Origin of the sequence: Pseudomonas sp. C 49-2 (assembly GCF_003970195.1) — a bacterium.
Lineage (GTDB): Bacteria > Pseudomonadota > Gammaproteobacteria > Pseudomonadales > Pseudomonadaceae > Aquipseudomonas > Aquipseudomonas canadensis.
Genome location: NZ_RXYG01000008.1, coordinates 1 through 24,406, shown reverse-complemented (window position 1 = coordinate 24,406; position 24,406 = coordinate 1). Strand labels below are relative to the sequence as shown.

The 24,406-nt window shown below is 59.5% G+C and carries 24 protein-coding genes; 14 read left to right on the top strand and 10 right to left on the bottom strand.

The window, feature by feature from the left end:
* Positions 1-116 precede the first annotated feature (116 nt).
* The 5 genes from EJ576_RS16840 to dksA form a co-directional block, all read right to left on the bottom strand.
* Entirely contained in the window at positions 117-1,547 is a 1,431-nt protein-coding gene (locus EJ576_RS16840; RefSeq protein ID WP_122728105.1) for a sigma-54 dependent transcriptional regulator, read from the bottom strand.
* A gap of 22 nt (positions 1,548-1,569) precedes the next feature.
* Positions 1,570-4,524: a sensor histidine kinase gene (locus EJ576_RS16835; RefSeq protein WP_164393777.1), complete on the bottom strand. Its 2,955-nt coding sequence runs from the start codon at positions 4,522-4,524 to the stop codon at positions 1,570-1,572.
* Entirely contained in the window at positions 4,508-4,684 is a 177-nt protein-coding gene (locus tag EJ576_RS16830; RefSeq protein ID WP_003176118.1) for a hypothetical protein, read from the bottom strand. Before EJ576_RS16830 ends, EJ576_RS16835 begins: the two co-directional genes overlap by 17 nt.
* Positions 4,685-4,746: 62 nt before the next feature.
* The gene (gene gluQRS, locus EJ576_RS16825; RefSeq protein WP_122728107.1) at positions 4,747-5,634 is read right to left on the bottom strand and encodes a tRNA glutamyl-Q(34) synthetase GluQRS; all 888 of its coding nucleotides are present in this window, start codon (positions 5,632-5,634) and stop codon (positions 4,747-4,749) included.
* 83 nt (positions 5,635-5,717) lie between these two features.
* Positions 5,718-6,158 (bottom strand): RNA polymerase-binding protein DksA, encoded by a 441-nt coding sequence (gene dksA / locus EJ576_RS16820; protein ID WP_122728109.1) that lies wholly within the window; start codon positions 6,156-6,158, stop codon positions 5,718-5,720.
* Between the two features lie 319 nt (positions 6,159-6,477).
* Between dksA and EJ576_RS16815 the strand changes: the two genes are divergently transcribed.
* Both EJ576_RS16815 and sfsA read left to right on the top strand, forming a co-directional pair.
* Positions 6,478-7,650, top strand: coding sequence for a pyridoxal phosphate-dependent aminotransferase (locus EJ576_RS16815; protein ID WP_028617956.1), 1,173 nt, complete (start codon positions 6,478-6,480; stop codon positions 7,648-7,650).
* A complete protein-coding gene (sfsA, locus tag EJ576_RS16810; RefSeq protein ID WP_126570733.1) occupies positions 7,650-8,360 on the top strand; it encodes a DNA/RNA nuclease SfsA in 711 nt (236 codons plus the stop codon). Before EJ576_RS16815 ends, sfsA begins: the two co-directional genes overlap by 1 nt.
* On the opposite strand, the gene EJ576_RS16805 is transcribed toward sfsA, so the two are convergent.
* Positions 8,357-8,674, bottom strand: a complete 318-nt coding sequence (locus tag EJ576_RS16805; protein ID WP_126570732.1) for a Rieske 2Fe-2S domain-containing protein — start codon at positions 8,672-8,674, stop codon at positions 8,357-8,359. The two genes, sfsA and EJ576_RS16805, sit on opposite strands and share 4 nt — an antisense overlap.
* A 156-nt stretch (positions 8,675-8,830) precedes the next feature.
* On the opposite strand from EJ576_RS16805, the gene EJ576_RS16800 reads away from it, so the two are divergent.
* The 3 genes from EJ576_RS16800 to EJ576_RS16790 are packed head-to-tail and all read left to right on the top strand — an operon-like array spanning position 8,831 to position 11,510.
* Positions 8,831-9,709 (top strand): hemin ABC transporter substrate-binding protein, encoded by an 879-nt coding sequence (locus EJ576_RS16800; protein WP_068933680.1) that lies wholly within the window; start codon positions 8,831-8,833, stop codon positions 9,707-9,709.
* Complete coding sequence (locus EJ576_RS16795) at positions 9,706-10,743, top strand: iron ABC transporter permease (protein ID WP_126570731.1); 1,038 nt, start codon at positions 9,706-9,708, stop codon at positions 10,741-10,743. The genes EJ576_RS16800 and EJ576_RS16795 overlap by 4 nt, the downstream gene beginning before the upstream one ends.
* Positions 10,743-11,510: a heme ABC transporter ATP-binding protein gene (locus tag EJ576_RS16790; RefSeq protein WP_122728119.1), complete on the top strand. Its 768-nt coding sequence runs from the start codon at positions 10,743-10,745 to the stop codon at positions 11,508-11,510. Before EJ576_RS16795 ends, EJ576_RS16790 begins: the two co-directional genes overlap by 1 nt.
* A 244-nt stretch (positions 11,511-11,754) precedes the next feature.
* Here EJ576_RS16790 and EJ576_RS16785 read toward each other — a convergent pair whose 3' ends face one another.
* The 3 genes from EJ576_RS16785 to EJ576_RS16775 form a co-directional block, all read right to left on the bottom strand.
* Positions 11,755-12,027, bottom strand: a complete 273-nt coding sequence (locus tag EJ576_RS16785) for a TfoX/Sxy family protein (RefSeq protein ID WP_010206563.1) — start codon at positions 12,025-12,027, stop codon at positions 11,755-11,757.
* A gap of 191 nt (positions 12,028-12,218) precedes the next feature.
* Positions 12,219-12,563 (bottom strand): pentapeptide repeat-containing protein, encoded by a 345-nt coding sequence (locus EJ576_RS16780; RefSeq protein WP_016976848.1) that lies wholly within the window; start codon positions 12,561-12,563, stop codon positions 12,219-12,221.
* A 93-nt stretch (positions 12,564-12,656) separates the two neighbouring features.
* Positions 12,657-14,213, bottom strand: coding sequence for a bifunctional aminoglycoside phosphotransferase/ATP-binding protein (locus tag EJ576_RS16775; protein ID WP_122728123.1), 1,557 nt, complete (start codon positions 14,211-14,213; stop codon positions 12,657-12,659).
* 118 nt (positions 14,214-14,331) lie between these two features.
* Between EJ576_RS16775 and mrcB the strand changes: the two genes are divergently transcribed.
* From mrcB to msrQ, 9 genes are all read left to right on the top strand, one after another.
* Positions 14,332-16,656: a penicillin-binding protein 1B gene (gene mrcB / locus EJ576_RS16770; RefSeq protein WP_122728125.1), complete on the top strand. Its 2,325-nt coding sequence runs from the start codon at positions 14,332-14,334 to the stop codon at positions 16,654-16,656.
* Between the two features lie 16 nt (positions 16,657-16,672).
* Positions 16,673-17,407 carry a M48 family metallopeptidase gene (locus EJ576_RS16765; RefSeq protein ID WP_028617948.1) on the top strand — a complete coding sequence of 245 codons (735 nt, stop codon included), beginning with the start codon at positions 16,673-16,675 and terminating at the stop codon, positions 17,405-17,407.
* On the top strand, positions 17,407-17,736 hold the full coding sequence (locus tag EJ576_RS16760) for a YqcC family protein (protein WP_028617947.1): 330 nt from the start codon (positions 17,407-17,409) through the stop codon (positions 17,734-17,736). The genes EJ576_RS16765 and EJ576_RS16760 overlap by 1 nt, the downstream gene beginning before the upstream one ends.
* A 431-nt stretch (positions 17,737-18,167) precedes the next feature.
* The gene (locus tag EJ576_RS16755) at positions 18,168-19,892 is read left to right on the top strand and encodes an acetolactate synthase 3 large subunit (protein WP_126570730.1); all 1,725 of its coding nucleotides are present in this window, start codon (positions 18,168-18,170) and stop codon (positions 19,890-19,892) included.
* A 2-nt stretch (positions 19,893-19,894) separates the two neighbouring features.
* Positions 19,895-20,386 carry an acetolactate synthase small subunit gene (gene ilvN / locus EJ576_RS16750; RefSeq protein ID WP_003176102.1) on the top strand — a complete coding sequence of 164 codons (492 nt, stop codon included), beginning with the start codon at positions 19,895-19,897 and terminating at the stop codon, positions 20,384-20,386.
* Between the two features lie 47 nt (positions 20,387-20,433).
* Complete coding sequence (gene ilvC / locus EJ576_RS16745; RefSeq protein WP_003194132.1) at positions 20,434-21,450, top strand: ketol-acid reductoisomerase; 1,017 nt, start codon at positions 20,434-20,436, stop codon at positions 21,448-21,450.
* Between the two features lie 145 nt (positions 21,451-21,595).
* Entirely contained in the window at positions 21,596-22,453 is an 858-nt protein-coding gene (gene pssA, locus EJ576_RS16740; protein ID WP_016976855.1) for a CDP-diacylglycerol--serine O-phosphatidyltransferase, read from the top strand.
* Between the two features lie 63 nt (positions 22,454-22,516).
* Entirely contained in the window at positions 22,517-23,530 is a 1,014-nt protein-coding gene (msrP, locus tag EJ576_RS16735; protein ID WP_126570729.1) for a protein-methionine-sulfoxide reductase catalytic subunit MsrP, read from the top strand.
* On the top strand, positions 23,530-24,150 hold the full coding sequence (gene msrQ, locus EJ576_RS16730) for a protein-methionine-sulfoxide reductase heme-binding subunit MsrQ (protein WP_126570728.1): 621 nt from the start codon (positions 23,530-23,532) through the stop codon (positions 24,148-24,150). The genes msrP and msrQ overlap by 1 nt, the downstream gene beginning before the upstream one ends.
* A gap of 28 nt (positions 24,151-24,178) precedes the next feature.
* On the opposite strand, the gene EJ576_RS29885 is transcribed toward msrQ, so the two are convergent.
* Positions 24,179-24,406: hypothetical protein (locus tag EJ576_RS29885; protein ID WP_218570337.1), on the bottom strand; the 228-nt coding region annotated here is incomplete at its 5' end.

The window sequence follows — 24,406 nt, the reverse complement described above, 5'->3', positions numbered from 1 at the left end:
TTGACGGGCCAAAAAAAGCCGGGGCTTCGTTACCGTAAGCCCCGGCTTTTGTTACGCGAAATATCCGCGGTAACAGTTTTTTCACATTGGTGGGTGTTACCTGTGGGCGCGCACCCTTAACTCTCGCTGGCCACACCGGTCTTGCGCCGTGGAATGCCCAGGCGCTGGCGGCGTTCCCACAGGCATTTGCGGCTTACGCCCAGCTTGCGCGCCAGTTCGGTCTCGGTCATGTGGTCCTGATGCTCAAGGACGAAATGCTGGAAGTAGTCTTCCAGCGACAGGTCTTCGGTCGGCTCATGGCTGGTATTGCTGCCGCCGCCCTGTTGAGGCGCCAGGCCGATGAAGTCGTCATCCTCCAAGTCACTGAGCTCGATATCGATGCCCAGCAGTTCGGCGGAAATCTCCGGGCTCTCCGACAGGATCACCGCGCGCTCCACCGCATTCTCCAGCTCCCGCACGTTACCCGGCCATGAGTAATGCCGAATCGCCTGCTCGGCGTCCGGCGCGAACTTCAGGTCGGTACGGTTGATACGCGCGCTCTGGCGCAGCAGGAAGGCATTGGCGATCTCGTTGACGTCGGCGCCACGCTCACGCAGGGCCGGCAGCTTGAGGGCGATCACGTGCAGACGGTAATACAAGTCTTCACGGAACTGGCCGATCTTGGCCAGGCTCTTGAGGTCGCGGTGAGTCGCCGCGATCAGGCGCACATCGACCTTTTGCGACTGCACCGAGCCTACGCGGCGAATTTCACCTTCCTGTAGCACACGCAGTAACCGCGCTTGTGCTTCCAGTGGCAATTCACCGATTTCATCGAGGAACAGCGTGCCGCCGTCCGCCGCTTCCACCAAGCCCGCACGCCCGGCGCTGGCGCCGGTAAACGCACCTTTCTCGTGACCGAACAGCTCGGACTCGATCAGGGATTCGGGGATCGCAGCGCAGTTCACCGAGATCATCGGCGCCTTGGCACGCTTGGACAGGTTGTGCAGGGCACGGGCCACCAGTTCTTTACCGGTGCCGGACTCGCCCTGGATCAAAACATTTGAGTCAGTCGGCGCGACTTTACGGATCTTGCCGTACAGGTCCTGCATCGGTGGGCAAGAGCCGATGATGCCGATCTCGCCGTTGCTGTTATCAACCCCCGGCTTGTCGGCGGCTTTGCCCGCTGGACGTTGCTCGACCGGCGCACTGCTGGCCGATTGACGGTCACGCAGGATACGGGCCACGGCCTGAAGCATCTCATCATGGTCGAAAGGCTTGGCGATGTAGTCCACCGCGCCCATCTTCATCGAGTCGACCGCCGAGCGCAGGCTGGCGTAGCTGGTCATGATCAGCACCGGGGTGCCCTGGCCAAGCTTGATCAACTCGGTGCCAGGCGCGCCAGGCAGGCGCAGGTCACTGACAATCAGGTCGAACGTGGGAATGCTGAACCGCTCCTGGGCTTCCTGCACCGAGCCGGCTTCGCTGACCTGGTACTGATTACGTTCAAGCAGGCGACGCAAGGCAGAGCGGATAATGGTTTCGTCTTCGACGATCAAAATGTGCGGCATTGATTCAATTCTCTCGACGGTCTCAGTTCACAGCGGACGTCGCTTCGACATGACGCGGCAAGGTCACCCGAATACGGGTGCCGCGTTGGCTTTCGGTGTCAGCCGGGCTGTCGATGGTGATTTGTCCATAATGCTCTTCAACGATGGAATAGACCAGTGCAAGGCCCAGACCGGTACCTTCACCTGGGTCCTTGGTGGTGAAGAAGGGTTCGAACAATCGGTCCATGATGTTCTGTGGAATACCGCTACCTTCATCTTCGACGATCAGATCGACCGTATGTTCGAAAGCCTCGGTCTTGACGCGTACCGCACCGCCGGCCGGGGTGGCGTCACGGGCGTTGGACAACAGGTTGATCAGCACTTGGGCCAGGCGTTGTGAGTCGCCATCTACCCAGTGGTCGGGATCGCACAAATTGAAGAACTGTACTTCGAAATTGCGCCGGTTCAAGGCCAGCAGCCCAATGGCATCCTGCGCCACTTCGGCCAGGCATACCGCTTCGTCCTGATTCTGATGGGCGCCGGCGTGGGCGAAGCTCATCAGCGACTGCACGATGCGAGAAACGCGCTTGGTCTGTTCGAGGATCTGCCCGCTGATCTCGGTGATTTCGCCGTCTTCCTCGCGCTCTTCCCGCAGGTTCTGCGCGAGGCAAGCGATACCGGTGATCGGGTTGCCGATTTCATGGGCCACGCCCGCCGCCAGTCGGCCGATGCTGGCCAGACGCTCGGAGTGCACCAGCTTGTCTTCGAGCATCTGGGTTTCGGTCAGGTCTTCTACCAGCAACACCAGGCCGCTGTTACCGGGCGCCAGGGGTTCGTCGATGGCGGCTTTGTGCAGGTTGAGCCAACGGGTCTGGCCGTCGAGGGCCAGGTGCTGCTTGTGCAAATGTTCGTCGGGCAGGTTGATGAAGCCTTGCAGCAATTCTTTCCACGGGTCGCCCAGGGTATTGAGGCGTGAACCGACCACCCGCTGCGCTGCGATACCGGTGAGTTCTTCCATGGCCTTGTTCCACATCAGGATCTCCTGGTCCTTGGCCAGGGAGCACACGCCCATGGGCAATTCCTGCAAGGTCTGGCGGTGGTAGCGGCGCAAGGCATCGAGTTCGGCGGCGAGACCGGTAAGGCGTGAGTGGTAATCCTCCAGCCTGCTTTCGATGAAATGGATGTCTTCGGTCACATAGTTTTCGCCGCCGGCCTTATAGGGCAGGAAGGTTTCCACCATGTCCTGGGACACGCTCGGCCCCATCAAGCCGGACAGGTTGGCCTCGATACGGTCACGCAGGCGCCGCAACGCGTACGGGCGCCGCTCGTCGAACGGCAGATAGAGATCACGCAGCGCCTGTTCAACTTCCTTCTGCGCCGCCTTGGCGCCCAGGGGCTTGGCCAGTTGCGTGGCGAACTCCTGGGGCGAGGCTGCATGCAGTTCGCGGCGTTGCGGGCGGCGTACGTTATCCACCGCGCACGCTTCGGCGGCGCTGGTTTCTTCCGGGCTGGCGTTGGTGAACAGGGAGATCAGGGTGAACATCAGGACGTTGGCGGCCAGGGAGGCAATCGCAGCCATGTGCCAACTGGTGTCGTCCAGCACGTAGATCATGTTCAACAACGGGATGTAGAAACCCTGCAGATTGCCGACCAGCGGCAACAGCATAGTCACGATCCACACCAGGATTCCGGCCAGCAAACCGGCGATGAAACCACGGCGATTGGCGGTCGGCCAGTACAGTACCGAGAGCACGCCTGGGAGGAACTGCAAGGTGGCGACAAACGCAACGATGCCGAGGTTGGCCAGGTCCTGCCCCGCGCCCAGCAACAGGTAGAACCCGTAGCCGGCCATGATGATCGCGACGATCAGCGCGCGGCGTGTCCATTTCAGCCAGCGATAGATATTGCCTTCGGCTGGCGGCTGGTACAGCGGCAGCACCAGGTGGTTGAGTGCCATGCCGGACAGTGCCAGGGTCGTGACGATGATCAGCCCGCTGGCCGCTGACAATCCACCGACGTAAGCCAGCAGCGCCAAGGCCGGGCTGTTGGCAGCAATGCCAATGCCGAGGGTGAAGTATTCAGGGTTGGTGGTGGCCCCAAGTTTCAGGCCTGCCCACAGGATCAGCGGTACCGCCAGGCTCATCAACAGCAGGAACAACGGCAAGCCCCAACTGGCGCTGACCAGCGAGCGCGGGTTGAGGTTCTCGGTGAAAGTCATGTGGTACATGTGCGGCATCACAATCGCCGAGGCGAAAAACACCAGCAGCAGCGTGCGCCATGGGCCTTCCTGCAAAGGCGTGTGCAGGGCGGCGAGGGCGGTCTGGTTTTGCAGCAGCCACAGTTCCAACTGCTGCGGGCCGTCGAACACGCCGTAGAGCGCATACAGGCCGACGCCGCCGATGGCGATCAGCTTGATCACCGACTCAAAGGCAATCGCAAACACCAGCCCTTCATGTTTTTCGCGGGTGGCGATATGGCGTGAACCGAAGAAAATCGTGAACAGCGTGATCAGCGCACAGAAGGCCAGCGCTACGCGATGTTGCACTGGCTCGCGGGTCAGGATGCTGATGGAGTCGGCCACGGCCTGAATTTGCAGGGCCAGCAACGGCAACACGCCGATCAGCATGAAAATAGTGGTCAGCGCGCCGGCCCAGGTGCTGCGAAAGCGGAAGGCAAACAGGTCGGCCAGGGAAGACAATTGGTAGGTGCGGGTGATCTTCAGGATCGGGTACAGCAGCACCGGCGCCAGCAGAAATGCGCCGGACACCCCGAGGTAGCTGGACAAAAAGCCATAACCGTACTGATAGGCCAGGCCCACGGTGCCATAGAACGCCCAGGCACTGGCGTATACGCCGAGGGACAAGGTGTAGGTCAACGGATGGCGAATGATCGCCCGCGGAATCATTCCGCGCTCACTGATCCAGGCGACTCCGAACAACGCGGCCAGGTAGGCGGCGCTGATCAGCAGCATCTGGGTGAGGCTAAAGCTCATCGGCATCTTTTTGGCTCTGCAGGATGAAAGTCACGACGATCAGGATCAGCCACAGCAGATAAGGGCGATACCAGGCGCCCGTGGCGTCGATCCACCAATCCATGATGGCGGGGGAAAACAGGTAGATCCCGACGACCAGCAGCAGGACCAATCGATAGATGTACATGTTGGCCTCTGTCTAAAAACGTGCGGCGATGGTAACGGATGCTTGGCAAGCTGCAAGCGCCTTCAGCTCAATTGCGCTTCGGCCAGCGTGAGTGTGCGCGGGATCTGCGTGGCATCCCAGTGCGTAATGCCCCAATCCAGCAGTTCCCGCGGGCTGGCGTGCAACAGTTCGTCATCGGGTTGCTGGCCGAGGGCGCGCAGGGCTCTCAGTAGCAAAGGCGTGGCCTGGTCGGGTGTCAACGGCGGGGAACGGTAGGATTTGCCCAGTTTATTGCCGTCCGGCTGGATGATCAGCGGCACGTGCAGGTAGCGAGGTTGGCGCAGGCCGAGCAGTTCTTGCAGGTAGAGCTGGCGTGGCGTCGAGTCCAGCAGGTCGGCACCGCGCACGATATCGGTCACACCTTGCCACGCATCGTCGAGCACCACGGCCAGTTGGTAGGCGTAGAGGCCGTCGCGGCGACGGATGACGAAATCGCCTACATCGCGGCCCAGGTGCTGTCGGAATTCGCCCTGGACGCGGTCGGTAAAGTGGTACTCAAGCTCTGGAACGCGCAAACGGATGGCGGCGTCTTGCTGGGCGTGGCCGGCATTGCGGCACAGGCCAGGGTAGATGCCGTTGTAGGGCTCCAGCTGTTTGCGCGAGCAGGTGCAGGCGTAGGCCAGGCCGTGGTTGAACAGGTCATTAAGCACTTTGGCGTAGGCTTCATGCCGCTCGCTTTGTCGGACCAATTCACCGTCCCACTCGAAGCCATAGCTTTCCAGGGCATGCAGGATCGCCGCTTGGGCGCCTGGCTCTTCACGGGGTGGGTCGAGGTCTTCCATGCGCATCAGCCAGCGGCCATGGTTGGCGCGGGCGTCAAGGTAGGAGGCGAGGGCGGCGACCAGGGAGCCGAAATGCAAATGGCCGCTGGGTGTGGGGGCAAAGCGCCCGATATAGGTAGAGGCTGTCATGGGCCGGATACTACTGGAAATTCGGTAAACGCCAGCAACAAAAATGGGGCGTTCGCACGCCCCATTCGTTCAGCTCGGCTGGATTACTTGCCGACCTGTTTTTCCTTGATTTCAGCCAAGGTCTTGCAGTCTACGCAGAGGTCCGCGGTTGGGCGGGCTTCCAGGCGACGAATACCAATCTCGACGCCGCAGGATTCGCACCAGCCGTATTCTTCGTCTTCGATCAGTTGCAGCGTCTTGTCGATCTTCTTGATCAGCTTGCGTTCGCGATCACGGGCGCGCAGTTCAAGGGCGAACTCTTCTTCCTGGCTGGCACGGTCGGCCGGGTCCGGGAAGTTGGCGGCTTCGTCCTTCATGTGGTCAACGGTGCGGTCGACCTCTTTCATCAAGTCCTGCTTCCACTTTTGCAGGATATTGGTGAAGTGCTGGCGCATGGGCTTGCCCATGTACTCCTCACCCTTCGCTTCGACGTAAGGTGTGAAGCCACTGAGGCTCTGCTGCTGTTGCTTTGCTGGGGTGGACATGAATAGACCGCCTCTCACTCTTCTAATCCATTGCGCAGGATTGCAACGTCACCGACGCCTGCCGGCCCTGCGGCTGCAAGCGGGCGAACTTACCAGATAGATTCGGGGTGCGCCACTCCCGGTTGTCGAGGCCCATGGCAAATCGCTTGCAAACTGCGACAGCCCGCCATTGCTGGGTATGCATTGCCTCGAATGTTTATTTTAGTCGTTTTGCAGGCACTTGCCCGGCCGGCACATGCCGCCGGGCAGGCAATAGAACATGTTTTCCCGCGCGGGTTCGGTAGAATCCAGAATTTGTCCTCACCGTTAAGGAAGGCTAATGGCTCAGCCCTACAGTGCGCGCAGTCGCGCCATCGAACCTTTTCATGTCATGGCATTGCTGGCGCGGGCCAATGAGCTGCAAGCCGCCGGCCATGACGTGATCCACTTGGAAATCGGCGAGCCGGACTTCACCACCGCCGAGCCGATCATCCAGGCCGGCCAGGCAGCGTTGGCCAACGGCAAGACGCGCTATACCGCCGCCCGTGGCTTGCCCGAGTTGCGCGAGGCCATTAGCGGTTTCTACCAGCAGCGCTATGGGCTGAACGTGGACCCCGAGCGCATCCTAATCACGCCCGGTGGCTCAGGCGCATTGTTGCTCGCCAGCAGTTTGCTGGTGGACCCGGGCAAGCATTGGCTGCTCGCCGACCCTGGCTACCCCTGCAATCGCCACTTCCTGCGATTGGTGGAGGGCGCGGCGCAGCTGGTGCCGGTCGGTCCTGAAGTGCGCTATCAGTTGACCGCTGACCTCGTGGCCAAACACTGGGATCAGGACAGTGTGGGCGCATTGGTGGCATCCCCGGCCAACCCGACCGGCACGATCCTCACACGCGACGAATTGGCCGAGCTTTCCGGCGCGATCAAGGCGCGCAACGGTCATTTGGTGGTGGACGAGATTTACCATGGCCTCACCTATGGCACCGATGCGGCCAGCGTGCTGGAAGTCGACGACGACGCGTTCGTCCTGAATAGTTTTTCGAAGTATTTCGGCATGACCGGTTGGCGCCTGGGTTGGCTGGTAGCACCACCGGCGGCGGTGGGTGAATTGGAGAAGCTCGCGCAAAATCTCTACATCAGTGCGCCGAGCATGGCCCAGCATGCGGCATTGGCCTGTTTCACCCCGCAAACCCTTAGCATTCTGGAAGAGCGCCGCGCTGAGTTCGGCCGTCGTCGCGACTTCCTGCTGCCCGCCTTGCGCGAGCTTGGGTTTGGCATCGCGGTCGAGCCGGAGGGCGCGTTCTATTTATATGCCGATATCAGCGCGTTCGGCGGTGATGCCTTCGCATTCTGCCGCCACTTCCTCGACACCGAACATGTGGCGTTTACGCCAGGCCTGGATTTTGGCCGCTACCAAGCCGGCCACCATGTGCGTTTTGCCTACACGCAAAACCTCGATCGGCTACAGGAGGCGGTGGAACGGATCGCTCGTGGCTTGCGGAGCTGGCAAGGCTGATGCGCTTTCATCCTCCCCTAGAAGAAGCGCGGCTGATTCGTCGCTACAAGCGTTTTCTCACCGATATCGAAACGGTTACCGGCGAGTTGTTGACCATTCATTGCCCCAACACCGGCTCGATGCTCAATTGCATGGTCGAAGGTGGGCAGGTTTGGTTCAGTCGCTCCAATGACCCCAAGCGCAAGTTGCCGGGCACCTGGGAAATCGCCGAGACGCCCCAGGGTCGCTTGGCGTGTGTAAACACGGCGCGTGCCAATCAGTTGGTCGAGGAAGCGTTACGTGCGGGTGTCATTACCGAGTTGAACGGCTTTACCGCCTTGAAGCGTGAAGTGCCTTACGGTCAGGAGAAAAGCCGCATCGACTTCCGCCTGGAATATCCCGACGGCGCGGCTTACATCGAAGTCAAAAGCGTAACCCTGGGTTTTGACGGCACTTCGGTTGCCGCTTTCCCGGATGCAGTGACCCAGCGTGGCGCCAAGCATTTGCGCGAACTGGCCCATCTGGCGCGTGACGGTGTGCGAGCGGTGCAGTTGTATTGCGTCAACCTCTCGGGGATTGATGCTGTGCGCCCGGCCGTGGAGATCGACGCGGCCTACGCTGCTGCCCTGCGCGAAGCCAAGGCGGTCGGGGTGGAAGTGCTGGCGTATGGCGTGCGCGTGACATCCGAGGAGATCTGCGTGGACCGGCGTCTGGACGTGCTGCTCGACTAGAGTTCCACCCACAACCCCTGGGCGTCTTCGCGTCCGGGCAGGGCGGTCAGGCTTTGCCCGGCGCAAGGGCCTGCGATGCACTCGCCGTTCTCAATCAGGAACAGCGCGCCGTGGGTGGCGCACTGGATCAGGCTGGCGCTGTCGTCGAGGAACCGGTCGGGCTGCCATTCCAGTGGAACCCCACGATGGGGGCAGCGGTTGATATAGAAGTAGGCAATGCCGTCCCGGCGCACGGCCAACAATTTGCAACCATCGATTTCAAAACCGAGGCTGCTGTCTGGCGCGAGGGTATCGGAGGAGCAGAGAAACTTCATTTCAATCCTTAAGTGCCTTGACGTTCAAATGCAAATAATTATCAAATGCCGGCTTCGCCCGTTGGCCGACCGGGCGCTCAATACGATGCGGGGCAGCGGTTATCTGTCACATTGATGAGCGTTTGAGCGGCCCTGCCCTTGGAAGGAAACCCTGTTATGCGCCTGAGTGCCAGCGCTATTGCGCTTGTTGTCGGACTGCTGGTCAACCCTGGGGCTCAAGCCTCTGAACTGCCCCAACGTTGGGTGAGTGCCGGTGGGGCGCTGTCGGAATGGGTGACGGCCTTGGGCGGTGAGTCGAAGTTAGTGGGCGTGGATACCACCAGCCAGCACCCTGAGTCCCTCAAGGCGTTGCCGAGCATTGGTTACCAGCGGCAGTTGTCGGCTGAGGGCATCTTGAGTTTGCGCCCGCAGGTGCTGGTGGGTACTGAAGAAATGGGCCCGCCGCCCATACTGGCGCAGATCCGCAGCGCGGGTGTGCAGGTGGAGATGTTCTCGGCGCAGCCTGATTTGCCGACGTTGAAGGGTAACCTCCAGCACTTGGGCAAGTTGCTGGGCGCTGAGGCCAGGGCCAACGCATTGTTTACCGGATATGAGCAGGCGCTGGATCAGCAGAAGCGCTGGGTCGCCAAGGCTCAGTCCACCCAAAAGGCCCCCGGCGTATTGCTGTTGCTGGGTCATGCAGGCGGCAAGCCGCTGATCGCGGGCAAAGACACGGCGGCTGACTGGATGTTGCAGCAGGCGGGAGGGCGCAATTTGGCGACGCATACTGGCTACAAACCGTTTTCGGTGGAGTCGTTGGCGGGGTTGAGCCCGGATGTGCTGGTGTTTGCGGATCGTGCCCTGACCGGAGATGCGGCGCGTGCGGCGCTGTTCAAGGAGAATCCGATCCTGGCGTCCACGCCGGCGGCCAAAAGCGGACGAGTGTTTGAAGTGGATCCGACCTTGCTGGTCGGCGGGCTGGGGCCGCGTATACCGCAAAGCCTCGCAGACCTATCTGCCGGGTTTTACCCCTCCCAGGCCAAGCCAGCCCCATGACCACTCTGGTAAAACCCAAGACGCTGTTTGTTGGGCTGGCGTTGTTGTGTGTCTTGGCGATCTGGCTTTCGTTGGCGCTGGGGCCGGTCAGCTTACCGTTGCTGGATACGCTCAAAGCCGCGTTGCGCTTGATGGGGGTGCCGATTGAGGCCCAAGGGCTGGAGCAGGCTGAGCTGATCCTGGGGCAGATCCGTTTGCCGCGCACGCTGCTGGGCTTGGCTGTCGGTGGTGTGTTGGCCTTGTCGGGTGTGGCGATGCAGGGGTTGTTTCGCAATCCTCTGGCTGATCCAGGCTTGGTGGGGGTTTCAAGCGGAGCTGCGCTGGGGGCAGCGGTGGCGATTGTCGGTGGTTCGTTTTTCGGCGGTTTGCCGGATGCATTCGGCCCCTATCTTCTGTCGCTGTGTGCATTCCTGGGTGGGTTGGGTGTAACTGCACTGGTCTATCGACTGGGGCGGCGTAATGGCCAGACCAACGTCGCAACCATGCTGCTCGCCGGCATTGCCCTCACGGCCCTCGCCAGTTCGGCGGTGGGCCTGTTTACCTACCTGGCGGACGACGCCACTTTGCGCACCCTGACGTTTTGGAACCTGGGCAGCCTCAACGGTGCCAGCTATTCACGGTTATGGCCGCTTTTGCTGGTGAGCGCGGGCGTGGCGCTATGGCTGCCGCGCCGGGCCAAAGCGTTGAATGCTTTGCTGCTGGGTGAGTCGGAGGCCAATCATCTCGGTATCGATGTAGAAGGGTTCAAGCGCGAGTTGGTTTTCTGCACGGCGCTGGGCGTCGGGGCTGCGGTGGCCGCCGCGGGCATGATCGGTTTTGTCGGGTTGGTGGTGCCGCATCTGGTGCGTTTGCTGGCGGGGCCGGACCATCGGGTGTTGTTGCCGGCATCGGTTCTGGCAGGTGCGAGCCTGTTGTTGTTTGCCGATCTGGTCGCACGGCTCGCGCTGGCACCGGCTGAGTTGCCGATCGGTATCGTCACTGCATTTATCGGCGCGCCGTTTTTTCTTTACCTGTTGTTGCGGGGGCGTGCCTGATGCTGCGTGTGGAAGACCTGCAGATCCGTCGCGGTCGCAAAACTGTATTGGCGGATGTCACCCTCGACCTGTTACCGGGCGAAGTGCTCGGCGTGTTGGGCCCCAACGGTGCGGGCAAAAGTACGCTGCTCGGTGGATTGTGCGGTGAGCTGCACCCCGACCAAGGCAACGTGTGGCTGGATCAGCGCCCGTTGAGTGAGTGGAGTGGCGCGCAGCGCGCACAGCGCCTAGCGGTACTGCCGCAAAGCTCGACGCTGGACTTTGCTTTCCGTGTCGAAGAGGTGGTCGGCATGGGCCGCCTGCCGCATCAGACCGGGCGAGCCCGCGATGATGAGATCATTGAGGCGGCGTTGCAGGCAGCAGATGTCGGCCACTTGAGCGGCCGCAGCTACCTGGCGCTGTCCGGTGGCGAGCGCCAGCGGGTGCATCTGGCACGGGTGCTGGCGCAGTTATGGCCGGGCGAGGCCGGGCAGACGTTGCTGTTGGATGAGCCGACGTCGATGCTGGATCCTTTGCATCAACACACCACCTTACAGGCTATTCGCGCCTTTGCTGATCGGGGCGCGGCGGTGTTGGTGATCCTTCACGATTTGAACCTGGCGGCGCGTTACTGCGATCGCATTCTGCTGCTGGAGGCGGGACGGCCACACGCATTGGATACGCCGGTGCAGGTGATGCAGCCTGAACCGTTGAAGGCTGTGTTTGGTTTGGATGTGCTGGTGCAGCCCCATCCGGAGCGTGGGCATCCACTGATCATTGCGCGCTGAAATCGGCTTTTTTATAGGCAAAAAAAGACCCGGCAAGAGCCGGGTCAAATAACCGTGATTAGCCTGATGAGGAGATAATCTGAGAGTCCGAACCAATGGTCTTTCAGTTATCGGCTGATCTCGCGATCAGTTGTGATAATCATAACGATTCTCATTTGAGAGTCAACCATTGTTTTTGCATGTTCTCTGCGTTTTCTCAAACGCTTGTTCGCAATGCCTGTAAATGTTGGGGTTAGTCGACGAGCTAATTCTTCTGGCGTGCCGATAGTGCGTCCAATTGACGGTTCAACGCTTCCTTGCGCTCGGCAGGAATGTCATTCCAGTGCACATCCATCAACGCCCCTTCGATGGCATACAACAGGACTTTGGAGGCGCGAAAGCCACGCGTCCGGACGGCCCGGTACGCATCGACCGCTCCCAGGCGGCGCAAGTCCGACGCACTGTGGATGCCCACCGCATGCAGCCACTGTGCGGACGTCTTGCCGAGGTTTTTCAGGTGTTGCAGCTCATCGTTCATCAAGCCTCCTTGCGACGGCCGAATGGTGCGGTGGGTATCGAGACCAGGCAAGCCTGCAAAGGAGTGTAGCGCTCAGTAGGAAAAGCGTAGTTCTTTAGTCGGAAACGGCCTAAAGCTTATAAGAATGGCGAGGTCAGGCAGGCAGGAAGTCCCCGGCTAGGCTGAGCGAACCGGGGCTTAAGCAGAGGGTTTCAGCGGGTGCGGTAGCGTAGGCGAGTGCCGAAATTAACCGACATGAGGATCTCATCGGCGGTCAGCTCTGGCGGGAAGTAGGTGCCGGATATCTGTGCATGGGCCAGGCTGGCGCCTTCCAGTGGGCAATCGCGCAGGTCCAGGCCACGCAGGTCGGCGGAGCGAAAATAGGCATCGGTGAAGTCCACGCCAGCGGTGTTCAGCTCACGCAAATCCAGCCCGCGGAAGTCGCCGCCGCGCATGTCGATGACCCCGTCTTTAGGGCGTTCCTGGTTGAAGCCACGGATATCGTCTTTATGCAGGAGCGAGTAAAGCGGCGTATCAAGAAGCTTGGGGTGACTCATGACGGCGACTCCTGTTGGATTTATGACGCCATTATAGTGCCACTATTGCTTGGTCGTGCCCCCTAAGTAGACGACACGACCAAGAAATTTTTCTTACAGGCCAGGCAGGCGCTGACGAATATGCGCCACCAGCGCATCGAGGGTGCCACTTTCATTGGTCTCAACACGCTTGCTGAGGAGCAACTCCTCGGCAGTCAGCGGGTCGCGAGTGGCTTGCTGTTCTTCGATAACCGTCAGTGTCGCGTCGGAAGGATCATTTTTGTCCGCCTGACGTTGCGCCAACCAACTGGCGATAACGGCTTGCGGCGCATTGCAATCCAGGATCAGGAAGGGCGCTCCTGTGGCCTCAGCTACTTTAGCCGCTGCATTGCGTTGTTCGTGTTTAAGGAAGGTCGCATCCAGCACCACCGGGTAACCGGCGCGCAGCACGGTATCGGCAATTTCATTCAAGCGTGCGTAAGTTGCCACACTGGCGTCGGCCGCATAGATGCCAGCGTGTGGCGTGTTTTCCACCTGTTGCTCGCCGAACAGGCGCTTGCGCTCCACGTCTGAACGCAGGCGCACGGCGCCCAGGGCTTCAACCAATCGCATGGATACGTGGCTTTTGCCTACGGCCGACACACCGTGGGTAATGGCCAGGAAGCGCGACGGAATGGTGCTGTAGCTTTCCGCCAGGTTGGCGTAGTTGCGGTATTGGCGCAGGGTCGTGGCGCGTTGCACTGGGCTGGCTTCGCTCGGCATGCTGAACAGCGCGATCTTGGCGCGGACCAGAGCGCGATAGGCTTTATAGAAGTTCAGTACTTCCAGGCCTTGATAGTCGCCGGTCAGTTCCAGGTACTGGCTGATAAAACGGCGAGCCAGGGACTTAAGGCCCCGGTCTTCAAGGTCCATCGCCAGGAAACCGGTATCGGCATACACATCGGTGAAGCGGAACGGCTCGTTGAACTCGATGCAGTCGAAGATCACCACGTGGCCGTCGATCAAAGTGGCGTTGCCCAGGTGAATATCACCGTGGCATTCGCGGGTGAAACCGTCCTTTTTGCGCTGGGAGAACAACGGCTTGAGGCGCTCGAAGCTGCTTTCGGCCCAGGCCTGCAGAGCGTCCAACTGAGCCAGGTCAGCCTTGTCGCTGAGGAACGGACGGATTTGGTCGAAGTTCTGGCGAACCGGTGCCATGACCTCATCCGGGGTGCCGGCCGGGTGTTCCTGCGGGACTTTTGGCGCCGTGAGGTGGAAGTGCGCGATTTGCTTGGCCATCTCATCGATGTGCGCGCTGGTCAGTTCGCCGTTGGCTTGCAAGGTGCTGAGCAGTTGGCTCTGCGGGAACTGGCGCATTTTCAGCGCGTATTCGACGACCGGGCCGTCGCCGCCCAACTGCGGCGCTTCGGCACTTCCGGTGATCGGCAACACTTCAAGATACAAATCTTCGGTCAGGCGCTGGTTGAGGCGCAATTCTTCCCGGCAGAAGTGGCCGCGCTTTTCCAGATCGGTGAAGTCGAGAAAGCCGAAGTTCATCGGCTTCTTCAGCTTATAGGCATACGGGCCGGTCAGGACGACCCAGGAAATATGGGTTTCGATGACTTGGAACGCTTCAACCGGGTGAGGGTATAAAGCCGGATTTTGCAGGGCAGCGATCAGGGACTGGCTCACGGGCGATCCTTCAGAGTCTGGGGGAAAACATGGCGGGCATTATGGCCGCTACAAGCGGTCATGCAAACCGCTGTCCGGCTCATGTTGATCATCGATAAAGTGCGTATAATCCGCCGCCATGACTCGAACCCGATCTCCCCGTTCCCGTAAAAAACCTCCTTCCCGCGGCCTGCGCCCTTGGCTGGGCTGGGCGCTCAAGCTCGGCCTTGTAGGCCTCGTCGTGCTCGCCGGCTTTGCGGTGTACCTCGACGCCGTGGTTCAGGAGAAGTTCTCTGGCAAGCGCTGGACCATTCCGGCCAAGGTGTACGCGCGCCCGTTGGAGTTGTTCACCGGCCAGAAGTTGAGCAAGGATGACTTCCTTACCGAACTCGACGCCTTGGGCTACCGCCGCGAACCCGTGAGCAACGGTCCGGGTGCCGCAGCCGTCAGTGGTAACACTGTCGACCTGAATACCCGTGGCTTCCAGTTCTACGAAGGTCTGGAGAAAGCCCAGCCGGTGCGCGTGCGCTTCTCTGGCGATTATGTAGCAGAACTGTCGTCGCTGAACGGTTCAAAGTTGCCGGTGGTTCGTCTCGAACCGTTGATGATCGGCGGCATTTACCCGAAAAACCTTGAAGATCGCATCCTGATCAAACTTGATCAGGTGCCACCGTATCTGCTGGAAACCTTGGTTGCCGTTGAAGATCGCGATTTCTACAGTCACTGGGGTGTATCGCCGAAGTCGATTGCCCGCGCAGTCTGGGTGAACACCTCCGGCGGCAAGATGACTCAGGGCGGCAGTACGCTGACGCAACAATTGGTCAAGAACTTCTACCTGACCAACGAGCGCAGCCTGACCCGCAAACTTACCGAAGCGATGATGGCGATGCTGCTGGAGCTGCACTACAGCAAGCAGGAAATCCTTGAGGCGTACCTCAACGAGGTTTTCGTCGGGCAGGATGGCCAGCGCGCCGTGCACGGTTTCGGTTTGGCCAGCCAGTTCTTCTTTGGTCAGCCGCTGTCCGAATTGAAGTTGCACCAGGTCGCGTTACTGGTGGGCATGGTCAAGGGGCCTTCCTACTACAACCCGCGCCGCAATCCTGAACGTGCGCTGGAGCGACGCAACCTGGTGCTCGACGTGCTTGAGCAACAGGGTGTCGCCACGGCTGAACAAGTCGCCGCGGCCAAGAAAATGCCACTGGGTGTAACCACCCGCGGCAAACTGGCAGACAGCTCCTTCCCAGGCTTTATCGATCTGGTCAAACGCCAACTGCGTGAAGACTATCGCGACGAAGACTTGACCGAAGAAGGCCTGCGGATCTTTACCAGTTTCGATCCGATCCTGCAGATGAAGGCCGAAGCGTCGGTCAACGACACCTTCAAGCGCCTGACGGGCCGTAAAGGTTCCGATGAAGTCGAAGCGGCCATGGTCGTGACCAACCCGGAAACCGGTGAAGTCCAGGCCATGATCGGCAGTCGCCAGGCTAGCTTTGCCGGCTTCAACCGTGCGCTGGATGCGGTGCGGCCGATCGGTTCGCTGGTCAAGCCAGCGGTCTATCTGACGGCTTTGGAAAAGCCGAGCAAGTACACCCTGACCAGTTGGTTGTCTGATGATCCGCTGTCGGTCAAAGGTGGCGATGGCCAGGTGTGGACGCCGCAGAATTTCGACCGCCGCTCCCACGGTACCGTATTCCTGTATCAGGGGATTGCGCACTCCTACAACATATCCACTTCGCGACTCGGCCTTGAAGTCGGCGTACCGAACGTCCTGAAGACCATTGCGCGGCTGGGCGTCACCCGTGAGTTCCCGGCCTTCCCGTCGATCCTGCTGGGCGCGGGTGCGATGACCCCGATGGAAGTCGCGACCATGTACCAGACCCTCGCCAACGGTGGTTTCAATACCCCGATGCGCGGAATCCGCAGTGTTCTGACCGCCGAGGGCGAGCCGCTCAAGCGCTACCCGTTCCAAATCCAGCAGCGTTTCGACGCAGGCTCCATCTACCTGATCCAGAACGCCATGCAGCGTGTGATGCGTGAAGGTACGGGGCGCTCGGTGTACAGCGTGCTGCCGGCGAACCTGACCTTGGCGGGCAAAACGGGCACCAGTAACGATTCGCGTGACAGCTGGTTTGCCGGTTTTGGTCAGGACGTGCTGGCGGTGGTGTGGCTGGGGCGTGACGATAACGGCAAGACGCCATTCACCGGTGCTACCGGTGCGCTGCAGGTCTGGACCAGTTTCATGCGCAAGGCCGACCCGCTGCCGTTGAATATGCCGCAGCCGGATAACATCGTGCAGGCCTGGATTGATCCGCACACGGGACAGGGCTCCGATGCCAACTGTCCGGGCGCGGTACAGATGCCGTATATTCGCGGCAGCGAACCGCCACCCGGCGCCGCATGTGGTGGCAGTGCCCCTGCTGATGCGGAATCGGTGATGGATTGGGTCAAGGGCTGGATGAATTAAGCAAAGAGGGTTTCAAGTGAACAAGTGGTTGTTTCCAGCTATTACAGCTCTGGCTTTGCTCGGCGGTTGCTCCAGCGTGCAGCGCGGCTCCATTCCCGTGGTGGACTCGAGCACGGCCGTCTCCAATAACGACCGGATCTCGGCCAATGGCGGGTTCCGCCAGACCGTCACCAATCGTCCTGCCCAGGCCAAGCCGCAAGCCATGCCGCAGGATTCGGGCGTGGTGGTGATGGTGCCTGGCGGTGGTGCTGCGACGTCGGCCCCGATCAGCGCCGAGCCATGGACCCCTGGGCCGAGCAACTCCGGCCCGATCGATACCACGCCGATCCAGACTGCCCCGATCAACCAGGGCACCTACAACATGCCGTCGACGCCGAGTGGTATTCCATCATCGTCCAGCAGCGGTGGCCTGTCGGCTGACGAGCAACTGGATGGCCCGGTGCTGGCTTTGTTGACCACTGCCCAGCAACAGCAGGCGGGCGGTGATTTGAATGGCGCGTCGTCGAGTCTTGAGCGTGCCCAACGCGTTGCGCCGCGTGAGCCGCAAGTGCTGTATCGCTTGGCCCAGGTGCGCATGGCCCAGGGTGATGCGCCGCAGGCGGAGCAGTTCGCCCGTCGCGGCTTGTCGCTCGCCAACGGGCGTCCGGACCTGCAAGCCAGCCTGTGGGCGTTGATTGGCGACGCGCGTGCCGCACAAGGCGATGCCGCTGGCGCAGCCCAAGCGCGTCAAAAAGCCAAGGTCAGCCTCTGATGGATGCACGGTTTCCCGCTATCGCCGAACAGTTGTTGCTCATAGAGCGAGAGTTGCGCGTGCAGGGCTGGTGGGACGATGTGTCCCCCAGTGCCGAGGCGCTCAGCAGTGTCGAGCCCTTTTCCGTGGACACCCTGGACTTTCACCAGTGGCTGCAATGGATCTTCCTGGTGCGCATGAAGCAGATTCTTGAACAGGATCTGCCTTTGCCCAACGCCTCGGGCATTCTGGAGATGGCCGAAATGGTCTACGCCGATCGCCCGCTAGAGAGCCTTGGTTTGCGTAACGCGCTGAAAAAGTTCGACCAATTGATCGTCGACGCTCGTTAATTGCCTGACTGCCGGTTTTTCCGGCAGTGTTGCGCACATTTCTACCGCTTGACGACATTCAGGCGAGTTTTATCCCTCCTCAAAGCCCTTTCTCCTGCGTTCTCATGCGCTTAGTTGGAAAAAAGCGCAATTATTGCTTGACTTGAAGGGCCTGAAACAGAAGAATCCAAAGTCCGCTGTATCGGGACTGCCAGAAGCAGGCCCGCTCAGCAGATCATGAGGCGCACATCCGCGCCGACCTGTTACACCCGCAACGCGTTACCTCGCGCTGGGTGGGAAAAGCCCGCAACACTTGGGACGATCCCAATACTTGCTCAGTCAGTGCTGACGTAGTCGGCGACCACCGTCGCTCATGCTCTGTTGAGAAGTAAACCTATTAAGACCCGTCGGTTTTCAACGGACGGTATTCTGGCGTTTTAGAGGTGAACAACGTGGAGCTTTTATCTGGTGGTGAGATGCTCGTCCGCTTTTTGCGTGACGAAGGCGTCGACTATATCTACGGGTACCCAGGTGGTGCTCTGCTGCATGTCTACGACGCACTGTTCAAGGAACCGGCTGTTACCCACATCCTGGTTCGCCATGAACAAGCCGCGACCCATATGGCTGACGGTTACGCCCGTGCCACCGGTAAAGCCGGCGTGGTACTGGTAACGTCCGGCCCAGGCGCCACCAATGCCATTACCGGCATCGCGACTGCGTATATGGACTCCATCCCGATGGTGATCATTTCCGGCCAGGTGCCCAGCACCATGGTAGGCACCGATGCATTCCAGGAAACCGACATGATCGGTATTTCCCGGCCGATCGTGAAACACAGCTTCATGATCAAGCATCCGTCGGAAATCCCGGAAGTCATGAAAAAGGCGTTCTACCTCGCGCAGTCCGGTCGTCCGGGCCCTGTTGTGGTCGATATCCCGAAAGACATGACCAACCCGGCCGAAAAGTTCGAATACATCTTCCCGAAGAAAGCCAAGCTGCGTTCCTACAGCCCGGCCGTCCGTGGGCACTCGGGACAAATCCGCAAGGCGGCAGAAATGCTCCTGGCGGCCAAGCGTCCTGTGTTGTACTCGGGTGGTGGCGTCATTTTGGGCGGCGGTTCTGCACCGTTGACCGAACTGGCCAAGCTGCTCAACCTGCCGGTGACCAACACCTTGATGGGGCTCGGCGCATTCCCGGGCACAGACCGTCAGTTCGTCGGCATGCTCGGCATGCACGGCAGCTACACCGCCAACCTGGCCATGCACCACGCTGATGTGATCCTGGCGGTGGGCGCACGTTTTGATGACCGAGTGATCAACGGCGCGAGCAAATTCTGCCCGAATGCCAAGATCATCCACATCGACATCGACCCGGCGTCCATCTCCAAGACCATCAAGGCCGACGTGCCTATCGTAGGTCCAGTGGAAAGCGTATTGACCGAAATGGTCGCTGCGCTGAAGGACATTGGCGAGGCACCGAACAAGGAATCCGTTGCCAGTTGGTGGAAGCAGATCGACGAGTGGCGCGGTGACCGTGGCCTTTTCCCTTACGACAAGGGCGACGGCAGCATCATCAAGCCACAAACCGTGATCGAGACCCTGTGCGAAGTGACCAAGGGCGACGCCTTTGTGACCTCCGACGTGGGCCAGCACCAGATGTTCGCCGCGCAGTACTACAAGTTCGACAAGCCTAACCGCTGGATCAACTCCGGTGGTCTGGGCACGATGGGCTTTGGTTTCCCTGCGGCCATGGGCGTGAAACTGAGCTTCCCGGACACCGACGTCGCGTGCGTCACCGGTGAGGGCAGCATCCAGATGAACATCCAGGAACTGTCGACGTGCCTGCAGTACGGCCTTCCGGTGAAGATCGTCTGCTTGAACAACGGCGTGCTGGGCATGGTTCGTCAATGGCAGGACATGAGCTACAACAGCCGTCACTCCCATTCCTACATGGAATCGCTGCCGGATTTCGTCAAGTTGGTTGAAGCCTATGGCCACGTCGGCATTCGCATCACCGATTTGAAAGATCTGAAGCCGAGAATGGAAGAGGCGTTCGCCATGAAGGACCGCCTGGTGTTCATCGATATCAAGGTGGATACCAGTGAGCACGTCTACCCGATGCAGATCAAAGACGGCTCGATGCGCGACATGTGGCTGAACAAGACGGAGCGTACTTAATCATGCGGCACATTATCTCCCTGCTTCTGGAGAACGAACCCGGCGCTCTGTCTCGTGTTGTCGGCCTGTTTTCGCAACGTAACTACAACATCGAAAGCCTGACCGTGGCCCCGACCGAAGACCCGACCCTGTCGCGCCTGACGTTGACCACTGTGGGCCACGATGAGGTGATCGAACAGATCACCAAGAACCTAAACAAGCTGATCGAAGTGGTCAAGCTGGTCGACCTGTCGGAAAGTGCCCACATTGAGCGCGAGCTGATGCTGGTTAAAGTGAAGGCCACAGGTGCCCAACGTGCCGAGATCAAACGCACCACCGACATTTATCGTGGGCAGATCGTCGATGTGAGCGCCAGCGTTTATACCGTTCAACTGACCGGTACAAGCGACAAGCTGGACAGCTTCATCCAGTCGATCGGGACGGCCTCGATTCTGGAAACAGTACGCAGTGGTGTCACCGGGATTGCCCGTGGCGACAAAGTACTCAGCATCTAACCCAAATTAGCGAATGGCCTTACGGCCTGGATATATAGAGGAACCTCATGAAAGTTTATTACGATAAAGATTGTGACCTGTCGATCATCCAGGGCAAGAAAGTCGCCATCATCGGCTACGGCTCCCAGGGTCACGCGCAAGCTTGCAACCTCAAAGACTCCGGCGTTGACGTGACTGTAGGCCTGCGCAAAGGCTCGGCCACTGTTGCCAAGGCTGAGGCCCACGGCCTGAAAGTGACTGACGTTGCTTCTGCCGTTGCTGCTGCTGACCTGGTCATGATCCTGACCCCGGACGAGTTCCAGTCTTCGCTGTACAAGAACGAAATCGAGCCGAACATCAAGAAGGGCGCTACCCTGGCCTTCTCCCACGGTTTCGCGATTCACTACAACCAGGTAGTGCCACGCGCTGACCTCGACGTGATCATGATCGCGCCGAAAGCGCCAGGTCACACCGTGCGTTCCGAGTTCGTCAAAGGTGGCGGTATCCCTGACCTGATCGCGATCTACCAGGACGCATCGGGCAACGCCAAGAACGTGGCACTGTCCTACGCTGCTGGCGTCGGTGGCGGTCGTACCGGCATCATCGAAACCACCTTCAAGGACGAGACTGAAACCGACCTGTTCGGCGAACAAGCCGTTCTGTGCGGCGGTACCGTTGAACTGGTAAAAGCCGGTTTCGAAACCCTGGTTGAAGCGGGCTACGCGCCGGAAATGGCCTACTTCGAATGCCTGCACGAACTGAAACTGATCGTTGACCTCATGTACGAAGGCGGTATCGCCAACATGAACTACTCGATCTCCAACAACGCCGAGTACGGCGAGTACGTGACTGGCCCGGAAGTGATCAACGCCGAGTCACGTCAGGCCATGCGCAACGCCCTGAAACGTATTCAGGACGGTGAATACGCCAAAATGTTCATCAGCGAAGGCGCTACCGGCTACCCTTCGATGACCGCCAAGCGTCGTAACAACGCCGCTCACGGTATCGAAGTCATCGGCGAGCAACTGCGCTCCATGATGCCGTGGATCGGTGCCAACAAGATCGTCGACAAAGCCAAGAACTAAGTCGTACGTATCAAGGGGAAACGCGGCTTAGGCCGCGTTTTTTCGTTTGGGGGGCGGGTTCTGGTATAAAGCTGCATCGTTTGCGGGCGAACACGCGCCGCAAGTATCTGTCGAATTTTTTTCACACCGTTGCAAGGTAAAGTCCATGAGCGAACGTCCCGAAGAGCCAAACCAGGCTCCTGACGCCGAAAGCCTGCTGCCGATCGATGAACATGTCGAAGAAGGGCATGACGCTGAAGGCCGCAAGGTCCGGCATCGTGGCATCTATCTTTTGCCCAACCTGTTCACTACGGCGAACCTGTTTGCCGGGTTCTACTCCATCATCAACTCCATGAGCGCCCAAAGCGCGCTGGCGGCAGGTGATGCGGCGAGTGCCAGCAAGTATTTCGGCTTTGCTGCCATCGCCATCTTTGTTGCCATGGTGCTCGACGGCCTGGATGGTCGTGTTGCGCGCATGACCAATACGCAAAGTGCCTTCGGTGCCGAGTACGACTCGTTGTCGGACATGGTCGCGTTTGGTGTTGCGCCTGCGTTGCTGGCATTTGCCTGGGCGCTGGGTGACATGGGCAAGGTCGGCTGGATGGTTGCCTTCATTTATGTCGCGGGTGCTGCTTTGCGTCTGGCGCGCTTCAATACCCAGGTGGGAACTGCCGACAAGCGTTACTTCATCGGTCTGGCCAGCCCGGCTGCGGCGGGTGTGGTGGCGGGTATCGTCTGGGCGTTCAGCGATTACGGCATCCAGGGTTCTAAGATGTCGTTCCTGGTGGCCTTGATGGTGGCTGCGGCCGGCATGCTGATGGTCAGCAACATCAAGTACAACAGCTTCAAGGAGCTGGACCTGAAGGGGCGCGTACCTTTCGTGGCGATTCTGGCAGTGGTGCTGGTGTTCGCCGTGGTGTTCAGCGACCCGCCGCGTATTCTGTTGCTGGCGTTCCTGGTTTACGCCGCTTCGGGGCCGGTTCAGTACTTGCTGCATCTGCGTCGCGACAAAACATTGCCTTAATGTAATTTCCCCCATACTCCGCAGTCTATTGGTGCATCAGTCCTCCAATGCTGCGGAGTTGCCATGTTAATCAAATTGCCCAAAGCGTCCGATTGCCACGAATCGGATGTCACACCTGAATCCTTCTATCTCTCTCGCCGTAGCTTGCTCGGTGGTGCGCTTGCCGGCGTTGCTGCCAGCAGCTTGCCGCGTTGGGCGAGTGCGGACGAAGCCTCGCGTTATGCCGATGTCGAAGCGGGCAGGGCACCGGGCTGGTTTGCCGAGAAACTGCCGGTCACGAAATGGCAGGCTGTCACGGTAAAGGACGAGGCGATCACCCCGTTCAAGGATGCGACCCACTACAACAACTTCTACGAGTTCGGTACAGGTAAGGGCGACCCAGCAACCAATGCGGGCTCACTCAAGACCGAGCCCTGGAGCGTGGTGATTGATGGCGAAGTCGCGAAACCAGGTCGATATGCCCTGGAAGACTTCATGAATCCGTATCAGTTGGAAGAGCGTATCTACCGTCTGCGCTGTGTCGAGGCGTGGTCAATGGTTATTCCATGGATCGGTTTTCCGATCTCGGCGTTGCTCAAGCAGGTTGAGCCGACTTCCAAGGCTAAATACATTCGTTTTGAAACGCTTCAAGATCCCAAGAGCATGCCGGGCCAGCGGTCGAGTTTTGGCTTGATCGATTGGCCCTATATAGAGGGCTTGCGTCTGGATGAGGCGATGAACCCTTTGGCGATCCTGGCTGTGGGAATGTACGGGCGCGAACTGCCAAACCAGAATGGCGCGCCGCTGCGTTTGGTCGTGCCATGGAAATATGGCTTCAAGAGTGTGAAGTCTATTGTTCGCATCAGCCTTGTCAGCGAGCAGCCGAAAACCACCTGGCAGAGCATTGCAGCGGACGAATATGGTTTTTATGCAAATGTGAACCCTACGGTCGATCACCCGCGTTGGACCCAAGCGCGGGAGCGTCGTCTACCGAGTGGCCTCTTCAGCCCCAATGTGCGCGAGACGCAGATGTTCAATGGTTACTCGGATGAGGTGGCGTCTCTATATACCGATCTCGACCTGCGGAAGAACTACTGATGCGTTACCCGATCTGGCGTATTGGCGTCTTTATAGTGGCGGCGGTATGGCCGTTGTTCTGGCTATATGAAGCTTGGAGTGCTGTCCTGGGGCCGGATCCGGGCAAAGTGCTGGTTGATAGGCTGGGCCTCGGCACGCTGATACTGCTGTTGATCACCCTGGCAATGACCCCGCTGCAGAAGCTCAGTGGTTGGGCAGGGTGGATAGCGGTGCGTCGGCAGCTCGGGTTGTGGTGCTTTGCTTATGTCGTGCTGCATCTGGCTGCTTATTGTGTGTTTGTGCTTGGGTTGGATTGGTCGCAGCTCGGCGTTGAGTTGCGCAAGCGGCCTTACATTATTGTGGGCGCGTTGGGTTTCCTGTCGCTGTTGGTATTGGCGGTGACGTCGAATCGTTACAGTCAGCGTCGGTTGGGCAGTCGTTGGAAGAAGCTGCACCGTCTGGTGTACGTGATTCTGGGACTTGGCTTGCTTCACATGTTGTGGATCGTGCGGGCGGACCTCAAGGAATGGGCTATCTATGCTTCTATAGGTGCGCTGCTCCTGGTGCTACGGATCCCGTCTGTAATGCGTCGAATCCCGCGCCTTATTGCGAAAAAATCACTTTCTTCAACGAAAGCGTAATTAACGGTTGACGGTAGATTCCAGATGTCTATAATTCGCCCCACTTCCGGCGCAGTCGAAACGGAAAACTCCTTGGTAAACAATGAGTTATGTAAGTTTCGGCGGCAGGTTGCTTCAGTTCATCGAAGCCAAAAGGAAGTTGAAAAAGAGGTGTTGACAGCAGCGTGTAACGCTGTAGAATTCGCCTCCCGCTGACGAGAGATCGGAAGCGCAAGTGGTTGAAGTTGTTGAAGAAATCTTCGAAAGCTTCTGAAAA

Excerpts from the sequence above, each read along its gene's own strand:
- EJ576_RS16830 (WP_003176118.1), bottom strand. The coding sequence starts at position 4,684 with ATGTACATCTATCGATTGGTCCTGCTGCTGGTCGTCGGGATCTACCTG.
- gluQRS (WP_122728107.1), bottom strand. The coding sequence starts at position 5,634 with ATGACAGCCTCTACCTATATCGGGCGCTTTGCCCCCACACCCAGCGGC.
- msrQ (WP_126570728.1), top strand. The coding sequence starts at position 23,530 with ATGCGTTACCCGATCTGGCGTATTGGCGTCTTTATAGTGGCGGCGGTA.
- EJ576_RS16805 (WP_126570732.1), bottom strand. The coding sequence starts at position 8,674 with ATGAAGTTTCTCTGCTCCTCCGATACCCTCGCGCCAGACAGCAGCCTC.
- EJ576_RS16800 (WP_068933680.1), top strand. The coding sequence starts at position 8,831 with ATGCGCCTGAGTGCCAGCGCTATTGCGCTTGTTGTCGGACTGCTGGTC.
- ilvN (WP_003176102.1), top strand. The coding sequence starts at position 19,895 with ATGCGGCACATTATCTCCCTGCTTCTGGAGAACGAACCCGGCGCTCTG.
- pssA (WP_016976855.1), top strand. The coding sequence starts at position 21,596 with ATGAGCGAACGTCCCGAAGAGCCAAACCAGGCTCCTGACGCCGAAAGC.
- EJ576_RS16790 (WP_122728119.1), top strand. The coding sequence starts at position 10,743 with ATGCTGCGTGTGGAAGACCTGCAGATCCGTCGCGGTCGCAAAACTGTA.
- sfsA (WP_126570733.1), top strand. The coding sequence starts at position 7,650 with ATGCGCTTTCATCCTCCCCTAGAAGAAGCGCGGCTGATTCGTCGCTAC.
- ilvC (WP_003194132.1), top strand. The coding sequence starts at position 20,434 with ATGAAAGTTTATTACGATAAAGATTGTGACCTGTCGATCATCCAGGGC.
- EJ576_RS16780 (WP_016976848.1), bottom strand. The coding sequence starts at position 12,563 with ATGAGTCACCCCAAGCTTCTTGATACGCCGCTTTACTCGCTCCTGCAT.
- EJ576_RS16815 (WP_028617956.1), top strand. The coding sequence starts at position 6,478 with ATGGCTCAGCCCTACAGTGCGCGCAGTCGCGCCATCGAACCTTTTCAT.
- dksA (WP_122728109.1), bottom strand. The coding sequence starts at position 6,158 with ATGTCCACCCCAGCAAAGCAACAGCAGCAGAGCCTCAGTGGCTTCACA.
- mrcB (WP_122728125.1), top strand. The coding sequence starts at position 14,332 with ATGACTCGAACCCGATCTCCCCGTTCCCGTAAAAAACCTCCTTCCCGC.
- EJ576_RS16840 (WP_122728105.1), bottom strand. The coding sequence starts at position 1,547 with ATGCCGCACATTTTGATCGTCGAAGACGAAACCATTATCCGCTCTGCC.
- msrP (WP_126570729.1), top strand. The coding sequence starts at position 22,517 with ATGTTAATCAAATTGCCCAAAGCGTCCGATTGCCACGAATCGGATGTC.
- EJ576_RS16835 (WP_164393777.1), bottom strand. The coding sequence starts at position 4,524 with ATGCCGATGAGCTTTAGCCTCACCCAGATGCTGCTGATCAGCGCCGCC.
- EJ576_RS16785 (WP_010206563.1), bottom strand. The coding sequence starts at position 12,027 with ATGAACGATGAGCTGCAACACCTGAAAAACCTCGGCAAGACGTCCGCA.
- EJ576_RS16760 (WP_028617947.1), top strand. The coding sequence starts at position 17,407 with ATGGATGCACGGTTTCCCGCTATCGCCGAACAGTTGTTGCTCATAGAG.
- EJ576_RS16795 (WP_126570731.1), top strand. The coding sequence starts at position 9,706 with ATGACCACTCTGGTAAAACCCAAGACGCTGTTTGTTGGGCTGGCGTTG.